This is a genomic window from Desulfosporosinus fructosivorans (genome assembly GCF_004766045.1).
Classification (GTDB): Bacteria; Bacillota; Desulfitobacteriia; order Desulfitobacteriales; family Desulfitobacteriaceae; genus Desulfosporosinus; species Desulfosporosinus fructosivorans.
Genome location: NZ_SPQQ01000001.1, coordinates 622,560 through 637,461 on the forward strand (window position 1 = coordinate 622,560; position 14,902 = coordinate 637,461).

Genomic DNA, 14,902 nt, shown 5'->3' on the forward strand with positions numbered 1-14,902 from the left:
AGTCAGTCTCCTCTTAGAAAGGATTAAAATGCAGACGCGTAGAGTATTTTTAAAAGTGTTACTGGCACTTGGTGCAATCGTCTTACCTTGGAGTCTTTTACCAACCCGCGTTGCAGAGGCTTTAAAGACGAGGCTAGGGCTGCCACCCGTAGCATTGTTATTACCACCTAAAACTAAAGTGAATAAGGATTTCAAAGCAGAGAGTTTAAGTCGCATCGAAATGGACGATATTTTCGCTTTAACTGGGCCTGAGATGCAAGGTCGTAAAGCGGGGTCCGTAGGAGAAGTCAAAGCTGTAGAGTATTTATCCTCCCAATTAAGCATGCTCGGATTAAAGCCTATGGGCGATCACCAAATAGGGTTTACCCATGTGTTTACGATTCCTCCAGTTTTGGAAACTAGGGTTAATGGTCGATTAACCTTTAAAGCTGGGGAAAACAAGCTCTTACGAACCCCGAGTGTCAATCTCTTAGGTGCTCTGATAGGAGAAAACACGGAGGAAATTATCTTGCTATCTGCCCATTACGATCACTTGGGGACTTTTGAAGAGCAAGTTTATCCTGGGGCCAATGACAATGCCTCTGGCGTAGGGTGTGTTCTAGATGTCCTGCGGCGAATCCTTCGTGAAGGAAAGACTCCAAAACGTACGATCGTTCTAGCCTTCTGGGGTGCCGAAGAGATGGGGTTTGTGGGATCTCAGGCCTTTGTACGCTCAGGGACGTTTCCCCTGCACCAGATCCAGGCAGTACTGAACGTCGATACGGTTGGAAATGGGATGATCGGAGATTTTGCGCTTTGGGCGGATGGGGATAACCCAGCTTTCAAGGCTATCCGTCAAGCCTCAGCCGAAGCGGGCGCCAGTGCCCAAAAAGTATCTCAGGCCGCCCATAACAGTGATTCCATCAGTTTCGCCTCTGTGGGTATACCAGCTGTGACTCTCATGGCACGAGATTGGCTCTATAAGAATCATACACCAGAAGACAATATCGCCCTGTTGAAGCCAGAACAGATTCGATTAGCAGCGGAGATTGTGTACCGGGCAGTTCACATTTTAGCCTTCTAGGGTTATTGAGGTTCGGTGACCTCATATTTGGTATGAAGTATAATTAGGTCAATCCGGCGGTTTTTACCACGACCGGCGTCGGTATCATTCGAGGAAATCGGGCGATATTCTCCGTACCCCGTTGCAGAAAGTCGGCTGGGGGGGATCCCATCACGCTGCAGGATTTGCACAACATTTGTGGAACGAATCACGGATAGTTCCCAGTTGCTGGGGAACTGTGGTGTGCGGATCGGTAAATTATCCGTATGTCCTTCAACCTTAATTTGGTTGGGTGCTGCCGCGAGGACCGTGGAGACCTTCTCGAGAATATCCCGTGCTCGTGCGGTAATATCGGCTGAGCCGCTTTCGAAAAGTAACGTTTCCTGAATGCTAACAACAAGACCACGTTCTTCAATCGAGGTTACCAATGTCGTCTGGATACCGTTGTCCGCCGCAAATTTATCAAGTTTGGCCTTGATCGCCTCAAGACTCATCCTTTCTACGTTGCCATTTGTCTGGCCGGCGTTTACGTTTGCGTCAGGCGGGGTATTGGTGTTAGGAGTTTTTTCTGGAGGGGACCCGGTCTGAATGAGAGATGGTCCGACTGGGTTCGTAGAAATCTCAATCTTAGCTGGAGTACTTCCGCTGAGAGCTTTGTTTAAGGACTCAGCTACTGCTTGGAATTTCTGAGTATCGACTTTACTCATCGAATAAAGGACGACAAAGAAAATCATAAGGAGGGTAATTAGGTCCAGATACGTAAGCATCCAACGTTCGCCATTTTCTTTTTCTGGTTCATGTTCGCGTTTTCTACTCATCGGCCTTCACTGACCGCTGTCTTACCGGATACACCTTCTGAACTATTTTCCTCGGAGGGAAGAATAGAGCCAACGTGGGTTTTTAATTTCTCTTTTAGAATTGAAGGATTTTCGCCCGCTTGAATCGAGAGAATTCCGTCCAAAACCATCTCCATGGCGGATACTTCTGCTTTGTCTTTCATTTTGAGCTTTGAGGCAAGGGGAAAATAGATAAGGTTGGCAGAGGCGACCCCATAAAGGGTAGCTAGAAAGGCAGCGGCGATAGAATGGGAAAGTGCTTCAGGATCAGAAAGATTGCCCAACACCATGACAAGGCCCATAACCGTCCCGATAATTCCCATGGTTGGAGCATAGCCGCCAGCGGCTTCGAATACGGCAATCCCTACTTTATGGCGTTTCTCAAGGACGGCGATATTTGATTCTAGGATCTCACGGGTAATTTCGGGGTCTGTTCCGTCAATGACGAGCTGCATGCCTTGGCGAGTATAGCGATCTGTTACAGTTTCAAGTTCTTGCTCAAGGCTAAGTAATCCTTCACGCCGTGCTTTTTCAGCAAAGCGCACCAGCGTTGAGTAAGCCTCAACGGTGCCAAACGACTGGGCGGTAAACGCAATTTTGAACCAAGTCGGAAGGTTTTTAAGGTCGGAGAGCGGAAAACTGGTTAAAACGGCCCCGGCGGTTCCCCCAAAAACGATAATAGCTGCGGATTCTCCGCCAAGCGAGCCGACAGTTCCTCCTTCTAAAATATACCCGATAATCATGGCGCTAAATCCAGCGAGAATACCTAATACTGTTGATAAATCCATTTTGTGTTGCCGTGCCCCGAATACGTTAACAAGAATATTGCTTTATATAAGGGGTTGCGACGTACCTCCCTTGCTTTTTATGTAGGTGTTTAAGAGTAATATAACTAAGCTAACTAAGCGTCCTACTATATTGTATCGTCAAATCTGATGCTGAACTTTAGGCCCTTTATTTTACACTTATTATACAGGAAAAACAGAGCAATAGTCATAATTCATGCTTTCCCCTGAAAATATTCCAAGATAAAATAAAAATTTCTCTTTAGTTTTACCGAGCCATCTTCGATATAGAGAGTAAGAATATGTATTTTGGAGTGAGCGAAATGAAAATAGACGGGACATCCACGTCTCCCGTTGGGAGCGTTCAAGCAACTAATCGTGTGAAACAAGTTGAAAAGAAAACGACAGTCTCCGAAGCAGATAAAATAGCGGTTTCGGATAAGGCACAAGTTTATCAGGCCTTACTTCAGAAGACTAAAGAGATTCCTGCTGTCCGTGAGGCACGTGTACAAGCCCTCACTGAACAGATTGAACGGGGAGAATTTAAAGTGGACGGACAAAAGATAGCCGATAAGGTACTGGAAGCATGTCAGGAAGATTAACACTTGTTTCAGTCTTTGTGATCACCATACATCTCAGAGGGGGAGATTTTCGTGTCTGAAGCATTTCAAAACGTCAATGAAAACTTAAGAAGACAAGTTGAACTATATAATGAACTCCTGACCTTAGAAGGGCACAAACAAAAAGCATTGATTCAGAACGATCTTCACGAGATTGAATCGATCACAGGTAAGGAAGAATCGTTCATAATAAAGGTTAATCGCCTAGAGAAAGAACGCCTTTTGTGGGCGGAACAAATCGGACGTGAACTCGGGAAATCACCAGAAGACCTTACTCTGGCTGAAATGGAGGCACATTATCCGGCTTTAGAGGAAGTTCGCCTTGACTTGGACAGAGTTGTCGCCCAGCTGCGAGCAATTCATGAGACTAACTCTCAACTTCTCCAGCAGGCCATGAAAATTGTGGATTATACTGTAGGACTGCTGACGCACCAAGAGAGTAATACTTATACGTATCCAGGCAAGAGAGAGAAAGAAGAGAATAAAAAACGGCAGCTTATGGATTGGAGGATTTAAGATATGAGTTCCACCTTTGGAGGTTTAAATATATTATCCCGAAGTTTATCTGCTCAGCAGGCTTCGCTCGATACGGTAGGGCATAATATTGCCAATGCCGGCACCGACGGCTACTCTCGGCAGAGGGTCAATCTGGTAGTTGCTACTCCAGCGGGGGAGGTTTATGGTCGAACTGCAAATCATTCGGGAAGTGGGGTTACGGTGGCTTCAATCACCAGAGCTAGGGATACCTTTACGGATCGACAATTGTGGAAAGAATCAGCCACTCTAGGCTATAGTGAAACAAGCAGTGAGGCGCTGAGCCGAATAGAAGGAGTGTTTAGTGAGCCTTCAGATACTGGAGTTCAGACCGTGCTCAACCAATTCTGGACGGCTTGGTCAACACTAGCGACTAACGCTTCTGATTCTGGAGCGCGTACGGCAGTAGCGCAAAGGGGAGTAGCGGTCGTAAATGCCATTCAGCATGCAGGCCAGCAACTTAAGGATACAGTCGAGAATATTAACTCCTCAATTGCCTTAGATGTTAAGAATATTAATCAGATTACTTCAAGCATAGATACATTGAATAAGCAAATTGCCTTCACGGAAGTGGGGGGGAAGGACCACGCCAATGATTTGCGTGACTCAAGGGATTTGCTTGTCGATCAATTATCGAAGCTTGTCAATATTTCAGTGCAGGAAGATAGCGATGGAAAATATACCATTTTATCTGGAGAAGATAACACATTGACCTTAGTGGATCCCGATGGTTATACCGAGTTGGATGTGACAACAACTGGCACGGCGTTTGGTTATGAAGTCACCCAAGTGATTGTGGCTGGAGATTCTTCAGAAGTGAATTTTACGAACGGAGAAGTAAGTGCTTTGATCGATTCCCGGGATTCAGATAAAAGCGGTATTGCTGCTTATATGACGAACCTAGAAGCGATTAGCCATTTCTTATTGGAAGATTTTAATGCGGTGCATAATGCTGGCTATGGTACGAACGATGATACAGGGGTTGACTTCTTCGTAATGGATGGCGGTGTGGATTATTCAGATGGTGGTTGGATTGACGCCTTAGTAGTTAACTCTGATATTACGGATTCGACTGCGGGACTGGCTTTGATAGCGGCAAAAACGGAGGCAGGCTCCGACAACAACGCTAGCGGTGATAATGCCATTTTACTAGGGAATTGTTTAAAAACTGATAAATCGACCATTTTGGGCGATATTTCGTTGGATTCGTTTTACTCGGCGATGATTGGTACTTTAGGCGTACAATCCCAAGATGCTATACGACTGAATACCAATCAGCAAACCGTGATTGATCAGCTCAGCAATCTCAGAGCATCTGTCTCGGGGGTAAGCTTGGATGAAGAAATGACTGATATGATTCGATTTCAAAAAGGCTATAATGCCTCAGCGAGAGTCTTGACGGCTATGGATGAAATGCTAGACAAATTAATCAACAGTACCGGAACAGTAGGACGATAGGAGGAGATCTGTTATGAGAATCACTAATAGTACTATGAGTTACAACTTTCTGAGTAGCCTTAATAAATCCCTAGAAAAGGCAAATCATATCCAGACACAACTAGCGGACGGCAAGGCCCTCCATGCCCCTTCGGATGATCCGATTAAAGTTGTGCGGAGTTTGCGTTTGAGTTCTAGTATGGAGTTGAACAATCAGTATACTCAGAATGCCCAAGATGCAATTAGTTGGATGGATTCGACAGACGATAATATGCAAGACCTGAGCGCGATTATGATTAGTATCAAGGAACAGGTTATCCAGGCCAGTAACGGGACTAATCCTGAATCTGCCGTGCAAACGATCGGGGAATCTGTTGATAATCTGATCAATCAGATGATTAATATTGGTAACTCTCAACTGGGGGGCCGCTATATTTTCGCGGGACAGAATGACAAGACGGCCCCATTTGTCCGTGATGGTGACACTATCACTTATAATGGTAATGATCTTAAGATTTCCATGCCGATCCACCCAGGGGAGGCAACGCCAAGTCAGGATAGTGTGAATTTGACGGGAGAGGATGTTTTCGGCGAGGACTTGGAAATATTAACCCACCTCATCGAAATAAAAGAAAAGCTCAAGTCTGGAACCACGGACGATCAGGAATGGCTTTCGACTACGGGCCTAGAGTATCTAGAGGCTGACCATGACAAGATGCTGGAGTCTCACACGAAGTTAGGGACTCGTATGGCGATGTATGAGATGGCTAAAACTATGCTGGATAATAGCAATACAATTATTGAAGGGGATCAAGCAACCAATGATTCTATTGATGCAGCGAAAGGTATTGTGGATTATAAAAACGCTGAGAATGTCTACAAGACAGCACTTCAAATCGGGGCAAGGATTATGCCGATGTCTTTAGTAGATTTTCTATAGATAATAGTGCATAGCGGAAGGGAGTTATTTCTATGCGCCAAATCAACATCTCCACTCAGCCTATTCGTCTGGATTATTCTATCAATAATGCCCAGATGAATCTGCACAGCACTCAACCAAAGATCCAGTTAGAGAGGACGCCGGCGATCGTTGAGATCAGTCAACCACGTGGGGAACTGACGATCGACCAGACTGCCTGCCGTTACGCAATCGGATTCAAGAATATCGCTGATTTTGCCCGGGATGTGGCTGCTGAGGGGCGGCAAACTGTGATGGAGACTATCGGCCGAATTGCCCAAGAAGGGGACCAAATGGCTGGGACTAGCTCGCATGTGCTTGCTAATATTGCTGCCAACTCCACCGTTTCCGCAGATGTCGAAGTTATTTATGCACATATCCCTTTGCCTGACATTAGTTATCAAGCTAATCCGGTTCAATTCAATCCCATAGACGGGAATGTAGATTTAAACCTACACCGTGGCACCGTCCGACAAGATTACCGGCGTGGGAGCGTCGATATTCAGGTCACTCAATACCCGAGTATTGAGATATCGACCGTGGATGTCAAGGTTTGAAGGACTTCGCCTAGGCGGTATAATAACTCCCCCAATAGGAGGCAATACTATGAAAATAAAGTCAACCAGATTCGGCGAACTGGAAGTGGAGGATGAGCAACTATACAACTTCCCCCAAGGAATCCCTGGTTTCCCTGACATGAAGACTTTCGTCTTTATACCGTTTGCTGAGGAAAGTCCTTTTTCTTATCTCCAGTCCACAACAGAAGCAAATTTAACCTTCTTGTTGGCGAATCCTTTTGCGTTTTTTGAGGACTATGAATTTGTTTTGGAAGATGAAGTTGCACAGGAATTGGACCTTTCCCAAGAAAACCCGCCCCAGGTGTTTTTGATCGCTACAGTAAAAGGAAAACTGGCAGAAATGACGGTAAACATGATGGCACCCTTAGTGATGAATGGGCTCAAACACACTGGTAGGCAGGTCATCCTAGATAAACCGGAGTATTCTATCCGGCAACCACTATTTCCTGACGGCTTGCCGAAAGAAGCTGGCAAAGGGGGAACGTAATATGTTGGCGCTTACCCGCAAAGTCGGCGAGCGAATCGTCATCGGGGACGACATTATAGTAACGGTAGTGAGTATCAAAGGAGATAACATCCGTATCTCTATAGAGGCACCGAAAGAGATCAAGATTTATCGTGGTGAGATCTTCGATGCCATAGCAGCAGAAAACAAACAAGCTGCGGTTCCCAGTGATATATCGGAGTGGGATATGCTTAAGGTATTACAAATTAAGAAGAAGTAAGCTACGTAGTGCACCTTACTTCTTCTTAATTTCTGTCCGACTTGGCACACTGTTGCTTTACTTTGACTAATATTTATTTGTTTTTCGAAAATAAGGTGTAAATCGCAGTAATCCGGAGTATAAGCGACAAAACAGGGCAATAGACGTCATAATCATACGTTAATTGTCCTAAGGGGAATATAGAAAACCTGCGATATATAAGTATGCAAGTGTAGCAGAATATTCTTCAGCTCAACCGGCCGGAGGGTAGAGTGTCCTGTTACCAGCAAAAATTAAATGCACGGGCAAGGATGCCTGGCATCAAAATCAAGGAGGAAAAAATAATGATTATTAATCACAACATGGCTTCCCTCAACACTTATAACAGGTTAAGTGCCAATAATGCTGCGTCTTCTAAATCTTTGGAAAAACTGTCTTCAGGTCTACGCATCAACCGCGCTGGTGACGATGCCGCTGGTCTTGCAATTTCTGAAAAAATGCGTGGTCAAATCCGTGGTTTGGATCAAGCTGGTCGTAACGCTCAAGATAGCATTTCCTTAATTCAAACTGCAGAAGGTGCATTGACTGAGTCGCACTCTATTCTCCAACGGATGCGTGAGATTGCAGTTCAATCTTCGAATGATACCAACACTGACTCCGATCGTAAAGAACTTCAAAACGAAACCACGCAGCTTATCGCTGAATTGGATCGTATTGGTAATACAACCGAGTTCAATAGCAAGAAACTTCTTGATGGTTCTGCAGTAGGCGTGACAGAAGAAGTAGCAGGTTCCGTGAGAGTGAATAATAACTCTTCAATGACCATTAATTCCGCTTCAATGGCCGCCGCTGTTAGTGCTGCAGCAACAGGAGCAGTAAAGAATGGCGCATACATGATCGTTAAAATAGCTGAGGCAACTGCGACTACATTTAATATAAACGATTATGAAATTATTGGTCCTGACGGCAAAACTGGCAACACAGATATCTCTGTTGCAAGCAGCATCAATATTAGCCTTACAACTGCTGTTGTAGGAGCAGCAACTGCTATTACACTTTCTGCGTCGAACTTCAAAGATATGAAAGTCGGAGAGAGCATCACCTTAGTATTTGGTGAGCAAGAAGATGCAAGCTCTACCCTTGGCGGCGCCATTATGACTCAAGTCGGTGCAAACGCAGGCCAAACTGCATTTATCTCCGTCAAAGACATGAGAGCTGAGGCTATCGGCGTAAAAGATGTTGATATTTCTACTAAATTCGGCGCTCAAACTGCAATTGAGACAGTTAACAACGCCCTCGAGAAGGTTTCTTCTCAGAGAAGTGCGTTGGGTGCTATGCAGAATCGGTTAGAACACACTATCAATAACCTAGGTGCTTCTTCAGAAAACTTAACTGCTGCCGAATCCCGTATCCGCGACGTAGACATGGCCAAAGAAATGATGAACTTCCAAAAGAACAACATCCTCTCTCAAGCTGCTACAGCGATGCTGGCTCAAGCCAACCAACAACCTCAAGGTGTTCTTCAGTTACTTCAGTAACAGAAGGATCCTTCGAACTACCCGTATTGTAAAAAAGAGACCGACTTCATGTCGGTCTCTTTTTTACAAAAGGCATAATAAAACATTTCATGAAGCTAGTGCGCAAAAACGATTTAAGGGGAGCGTATATATCGTGAGTAAAATATTAAGTATCTGCATGATGGTCAAAAATGAGGATAAAAACTTGGAACGTTGCTTGGAGAGCTTACGTGAGTTAAGGATGAAACTTCCATGCGAACTGATCATCGTGGATACTGGTTCTGAAGACAATACGGTAAGCATTGCCAAACGATATACAGATAAAGTCTACCATCACCCGTGGAATAATAACTTCTCGGAAATGCGCAATATCAGCATTAGCTATGCATCTGGAGAATGGTTATTCATTATCGATGCTGATGAGGAGTTGGTGGCAGCGGAAAAACTTATACAGTTTTTTAAGAAGTCATATCCTAAATCCATCGCGGGAGGAGCTCTGCTTGTAAAAAATTTAACCGGAAATAAAGTGAACAAAAATGTGGTCGTATTAAACTCATCTAGAGTATTTAGAAATGATGGTGCCTTTCATTATGAGGGTTCTGTTCACAATATGCCGATCATCAACGGTCAAATTCTCGAGATTCAAGCAAGCATAAATCATTATGGGTATGACTCTACGGATCAGGAGCTGATGGAACAAAAATTTGTTAGAACAAGTACCATTCTCAAACGTGAACTAGCGAAAAATCCGGATAATATCTACTATAGGTTTCAACTATCCGTTACATATATGATGCATAAAGAGAATAATCATGCTCTTGAGGAAATTGAAAAGGCTTATCGACTGATGAAAAAAGCTAGTGACAAGAAGAAACATCTTTATGTATATTGTCAGCTTGCAAGATCCTATATGAAGATGAGCCAATATCAAAAGGTTGAAGAAACTTGCCTAGAAGGCATAGCGATCGAAGAAGAATACATTGATTTGTATTTTTATATGGCGCAGGCACAAGGAACTCATGAAAAATATGAGCAGGCAATAGAAAATTACAGCCAATATATGAAACTCGTCGAGAATTTTGATAATTTGGCGATCAAGTTAAATCCCGTAATTAATCACTATACCTTGCCTCACATGGATGAGGCATTATACAACGTATCGGTAATGCTGTTTAAAACAGACCGATTTGAGCAGGCCTTAAATAATGTTGAAGAGCTAATTAAGGATAATGATTCGGATGTAAATTTGATTGTGCGAGCAATTCCCATACTTGTAGATGCATGTTTCACAACACAAAATTTCATTCGATTAAGGGATATACTATTAGGGGATTTACAAGCTAGAGGGTTGACACTTGTTGAACAAGCTTTGCAGCGAATCGAACAAGACCGAAAGAAATTAGACAAAATAGTGGAGAAGAATTTCTTCCAAGTGTTTGCAAGTTTTGGGGACAAATATGGGATATTAAATAAAATACGCATAATGAACAACACTGGAGATACTGAATTAGCTGATGCGATTTCTAAATTTAGCAACGCAAATGATTTTAACTCTTTACCAGACTATTACGGAGACCTGATATATAATTTGATTAGACTAGGAAGACCTGAAGAGGTGTTGGGGAATCTAACAGAACTAAATGCCGTAAGATATTTAAAATACTTATCTGATGAATATGGCGCAACAGTTAATGATGCAATTCTTCTTTATTGCGGAGAGGATTTAGAAAGTGATTTTAAGAAGTTGCGCAGTAAAAAAATGTTACTGAAATACGTGCTCTTTTCGGAGGAATGTTCTGATGAAAGCTATCTTTCGACTTTCCAAAAGTATTTGACGAGTGGAACCACCTATATGCAAAAAATTTATACTCCACTTGTATTAGATCAGGAACTGATTCATGATGTGAAATCTGTAGAAGAAGCATTTTTGCTATATATGCTAAATGCTAGGTCATACAAGCATGGTGAAAGCGGCTACGTCCAGTATCTAAAGAAAGCTGTCACTATCTTCCCTGAAATGAATAAAGGAATCAAACTGCTGCTTCAAGAGATTGAAGAACCAGCAAATAACGCGGCGAAAGAAATGACTGATTTGAGAGGAGAATTGATCCAACATATTCAGACATTGCTTGACACCGGCGAATATGCTTCAGCAAAAAATATATTAGAGGAATACGAACAAATCTGTGGAGCAGATGCTGATTCATTGACGCTTAAGTCTCAAGCGATGTTGCATTAGGTTAACACTGATTTTCTCTAGAATTGTGCAGAGGAGTAACTCGAATGAGTAATAATTGTCAGCAGTACAGTGCTATAAAAGAAAATATTCAGAAATTGATTGAACAAGGAAAAACGGAAGCTGCAGAAGCAATTCTCTGTGAATATGAAGGAATTAATCCTGAAGATGCGGATATTTATAGTTTGAGGGCATCAATTTTATTATCAGAGAGTAAAGTTGATGAAGCCATTGCGTTGCTGGATTCTGTCGTAGGTAAATATCCGTTCAATTTCGACCTCTTATATAATCTGGGGTTTATAACCGAACAATCAGGGCGAAACCAGGAAGCGTTGAAATGGTACCGGGAAGCACAGAGCTTATCAAAGCCAGAGCATGAAACGTTATTGGCGGAAGCCTTGATTAGATTAGGAAACAATGCAACCCACTTTAAAGCGGGAAATCAAAAGAAGTTGGCAGTATTTGTAAAACAAGGTCTAGACAGTTTTCTAGGTGACATTATAAAGTCGCTATCATCCGAATATGTTATCAAGAAAATAATTGTAACTAACACAAAACAAGTAGACGAGGGGATGGAATGGGCGGATATATGTTGGTTTGAGTGGTGCGATGAGCTCATTGTACATGGGAGCAAGTCCCCGCTGGCAGCAACAAAATATATTATCTGCCGACTTCATCGCTATGAAGTTTTTACGATATATCCAAGCCAAGTGAGCTGGCATAATGTAAACAAATTGATTGTCGTCACAAGTCACTTAGTACAATTGCTGAAAATGTCGATACCAGATATATGTGAGCGTGTTACGGTCGTAACCGTTAATAACGGAGTTAACTTGGAAGAATTCCCGTTCTGTGAGCGTAAATCTGGTTTTAATATAGCTTATATCGGATATCTCCATTTGCGGAAAAACCCTATCCTCTTATTACAAATTATGAAGATGTTAGTAAACCTTAATCCACTTTATAAGCTCCATGTTGCTGGCGTTTTCCAAGATGATCTTACCCGAATATATTGGAATTATCAGGTGCAAGAACTTGAGCTGCAAAAAAACATTCTCTTTGACGGTTGGCAAGACGATGTTGGTGAATGGTTGAAGGATAAAGAATATGTGATTTCAACTAGTATCCATGAAAGCTTTGGATATGGCATCGCCGAGGCTATGGCGCGAGGAATAAAACCCATTATTCATAATTTCCCGTACGCAAAGGAAATTTGGCATGAGCAATATTTATTTAACACTGCTCAAGAAGCAATTGAGATGATTACGGCCGATTCTTATCAATCGGAAATGTATCGACAGTATATAGAAGAAAACTATTCTCTAACTAGGCAGATTGATGCAATTAAAGAAATACTAGGGCATGTCGGAAGTAATAGTCGTACAATGAACAATTTGGATACAGTGATCTCTGCGACCCAGGACTTTTTCCTTCATTCTCCTCAAGAATTGATGGAATATGATTGGAAGAAGGCGAAGATTCAGATCGGAAAGCGGGAGAGGATGCAGGGCGGGAAAGAACTATTTGAGTACATTCTTATCAATTCAAAGAAAAAGAACTTAATCTTAACAGGGATCATATACAGTCACTCGACCAAAGAGTGGAGTTTTCCAAATATTGTAGACGCTTCCTTGTATCTTGAAAAAATTAGATATTTCGCCGAACAGATGTTGAATTATAAAGACATTGTTTATAACAATAACATTGCTGGTTTTGTGTTTGACCGGGCTTTAGCCCAGGATATCCAGCACAATCAGTTAGCATATTTGTGGGAAAGAGCTATACCCGCAACTCAATTTATGCCCTTGATAGGATATTATCAGATTGCCAATCGTTATAGATTTATTAAAAGGTATCTGAATCCAAAAGATGTAGTTTTAGATGCTGCTGCTGGATATGGCTATGGCACGGCTTTTTTGAGTGATTATTGTAAGAGAATCTACGGCTTAGATATTGCCTTGGATAATATTAAATTTGCTAATAATTCATTCGTTAGAGATAACTTATCATTTATGGAGGGGAACGTGACATCTTTGCCGTTCCCTGAGGACTTATTTGATACCTATATTTCATTTGAAACAATTGAGCATCTATTAGATAGTGACGTTAGCCTTTATCTCGAAGAAGTTTTAAAGGTGATAAAGCCTAACGGTTTATTTATTGTTTCTACTCCCAACAGAGAGATGCGGATGCACATCAATAACCCATACCACATTCGCGAATATACCTTTGTAGAAATCAACAATATACTTAGCGTATTTTTCAGAAACATTGAGTATCATTCTGTTGTCGGGTTAGAGGTGCGCGAAGGAATAGATAAACGGGCAAGTAATATTATTGCAATTTGCCATAATCGTATAGAGGGAACTTAACACTAAAGTTGGGGTTAGGATTGACTTAAAAACTTATTGTAGTAAGTTTAGATCAATGCCTATTTGTTGATCAATTAATTTGGACAAAAATTCATTGTTAGAATAGGTCTTTAAGAGTTCGATCTTCAGGAACTGCTTAGTGCTACCATTCTGGGGGTTCTCTCTCGGATACAAGCAGGTTGCGGACCTGGTTGGAAGGGTGATTAACGTTTTACAATAGAACGTCTCTCGAGGCTTATAAGTCGTCCAGTATGTATGTATATCCTTGTAAACCTATGTTTGATATAAAAGACTATTCACTCGAATTATCTACATAGGCTTGAGATTAACGCTCAACTTGACAGATTGACGCTTTCAATCCATTGAAAATGAGGTGAATCGAGTGCGAATAAACAATAATATCTCTGCTCTCAACACATTTCATGCTCTGGCTATAAATGAGGCTGCAATAGGAAAATCTTTAAGACGGCTTTCCTCAGGACTACGTATTAACCAAGCTGCTGATGATGCTGCAGGTCTCGCCATCTCGGAAAAAATGCGTGGACAGATTCGTGGCTTAGGACAAGCTACCAGGAACGTTCAGGATGCGATATCCTTGATTCAAACGGCGGAAGGGGCTGCTGGTTCAATCCATGATATGTTGCAAAGAGGTCGGGAGTTGGCAGTACAGGCTGCCAATGGAACGCTCACTGATCAGGATCGAGGCCAATTGCAGGATGAGTTGGGCCAAATACTAACCAATATTAATACGACAGCCAATAATTCTGAATATAATACTAAAAAGCTTCTTAACCAAAGTAGCAACGGAATGTCACAGTTTCCTGGCATCTCTCAGGCGGCGCTAGACCAAATGACGTCTAGGCTACCGGGTTGGCTGAATGATGGTATGCAGGCAATTAATACTCAAATGGGGATTGCATATCCTGTTGGAAACCGTCAGATGAACGTTGAGTATTACTATGATGGAGTTGCTACAACGGCGGCTTCCATGGGTACATATGATGGTGGAGTTACTCTAACACTGAGAGTTAATACGGCTCAGGTGTTTGATGGATCGGGCAATCTTCGCTCAGAGGGTATCCTAGATACTCTGCTGGCTCATGAAATGGTACATGCTTTTCAATTTACCGAGATGCCCTTTAGTAATTTTATTAAAAAATTAATTTAAAAAAACTCCCGGAATGGCACGTTCCGTTCCTATTGAGCTTGCGCTGTTATTAATAACAGATACTCATAGAAACTAAATGATAGAATACCTGGCAAAATAGTCCGAGTTTAGTATT

General features: G+C 42.4%; 14 protein-coding genes. 12 read left to right on the plus strand and 2 right to left on the minus strand.

The features are described 5' to 3' along the window. Positions 1–28: 28 nt before the first annotated feature. A complete protein-coding gene (locus E4K67_RS02990) occupies positions 29–1,063 on the plus strand; it encodes a M28 family metallopeptidase (RefSeq protein WP_135544895.1) in 1,035 nt (344 codons plus the stop codon). Positions 1,064–1,065: 2 nt separating this feature from the next. Here the strand turns inward: E4K67_RS02990 and E4K67_RS02995 are convergent, their stop codons facing one another. Together E4K67_RS02995 and E4K67_RS03000 are read right to left on the minus strand one after the other, a co-directional pair. Then, on the minus strand, positions 1,066–1,860 hold the full coding sequence (locus E4K67_RS02995; protein ID WP_135544896.1) for a flagellar motor protein MotB: 795 nt from the start codon (positions 1,858–1,860) through the stop codon (positions 1,066–1,068). Continuing rightward, positions 1,857–2,666, minus strand: coding sequence for a flagellar motor protein (locus tag E4K67_RS03000; protein WP_135544897.1), 810 nt, complete (start codon positions 2,664–2,666; stop codon positions 1,857–1,859). Before E4K67_RS03000 ends, E4K67_RS02995 begins: the two co-directional genes overlap by 4 nt. Positions 2,667–2,986: 320 nt before the next feature. Between E4K67_RS03000 and flgM the strand changes: the two genes are divergently transcribed. The 11 genes from flgM to E4K67_RS31295 all read left to right on the plus strand — a co-directional run bounded on the left by flgM (position 2,987) and on the right by E4K67_RS31295 (position 14,787). After that, positions 2,987–3,265 (plus strand): flagellar biosynthesis anti-sigma factor FlgM, encoded by a 279-nt coding sequence (flgM, locus tag E4K67_RS03005; protein WP_135544898.1) that lies wholly within the window; start codon positions 2,987–2,989, stop codon positions 3,263–3,265. A 51-nt stretch (positions 3,266–3,316) separates the two neighbouring features. Further along, positions 3,317–3,799 carry a flagellar protein FlgN gene (locus E4K67_RS03010; protein WP_135544899.1) on the plus strand — a complete coding sequence of 161 codons (483 nt, stop codon included), beginning with the start codon at positions 3,317–3,319 and terminating at the stop codon, positions 3,797–3,799. Positions 3,800–3,802: 3 nt separating this feature from the next. Next, on the plus strand, positions 3,803–5,275 hold the full coding sequence (gene flgK, locus E4K67_RS03015; protein ID WP_135544900.1) for a flagellar hook-associated protein FlgK: 1,473 nt from the start codon (positions 3,803–3,805) through the stop codon (positions 5,273–5,275). A gap of 13 nt (positions 5,276–5,288) precedes the next feature. Continuing rightward, entirely contained in the window at positions 5,289–6,194 is a 906-nt protein-coding gene (gene flgL, locus E4K67_RS03020) for a flagellar hook-associated protein FlgL (protein ID WP_135544901.1), read from the plus strand. 32 nt (positions 6,195–6,226) lie between these two features. Continuing rightward, the gene (locus tag E4K67_RS03025) at positions 6,227–6,769 is read left to right on the plus strand and encodes a DUF6470 family protein (RefSeq protein ID WP_135544902.1); all 543 of its coding nucleotides are present in this window, start codon (positions 6,227–6,229) and stop codon (positions 6,767–6,769) included. A gap of 49 nt (positions 6,770–6,818) precedes the next feature. Next, complete coding sequence (fliW, locus tag E4K67_RS03030; protein ID WP_135544903.1) at positions 6,819–7,277, plus strand: flagellar assembly protein FliW; 459 nt, start codon at positions 6,819–6,821, stop codon at positions 7,275–7,277. 1 nt (position 7,278) lies between these two features. Continuing rightward, the gene (gene csrA / locus E4K67_RS03035; protein WP_135544904.1) at positions 7,279–7,515 is read left to right on the plus strand and encodes a carbon storage regulator CsrA; all 237 of its coding nucleotides are present in this window, start codon (positions 7,279–7,281) and stop codon (positions 7,513–7,515) included. Positions 7,516–7,838: 323 nt separating this feature from the next. After that, positions 7,839–9,032, plus strand: a complete 1,194-nt coding sequence (locus tag E4K67_RS03040; RefSeq protein ID WP_135544905.1) for a flagellin N-terminal helical domain-containing protein — start codon at positions 7,839–7,841, stop codon at positions 9,030–9,032. Between the two features lie 133 nt (positions 9,033–9,165). Beyond that, positions 9,166–11,250, plus strand: a complete 2,085-nt coding sequence (locus E4K67_RS03045; RefSeq protein WP_135544906.1) for a glycosyltransferase — start codon at positions 9,166–9,168, stop codon at positions 11,248–11,250. A gap of 44 nt (positions 11,251–11,294) precedes the next feature. Further along, positions 11,295–13,619: a methyltransferase domain-containing protein gene (locus E4K67_RS03050; RefSeq protein ID WP_135544907.1), complete on the plus strand. Its 2,325-nt coding sequence runs from the start codon at positions 11,295–11,297 to the stop codon at positions 13,617–13,619. A 382-nt stretch (positions 13,620–14,001) separates the two neighbouring features. Next, complete coding sequence (locus tag E4K67_RS31295; protein ID WP_135544908.1) at positions 14,002–14,787, plus strand: flagellin N-terminal helical domain-containing protein; 786 nt, start codon at positions 14,002–14,004, stop codon at positions 14,785–14,787. The last annotated feature ends 115 nt before the right edge of the window (positions 14,788–14,902 follow it).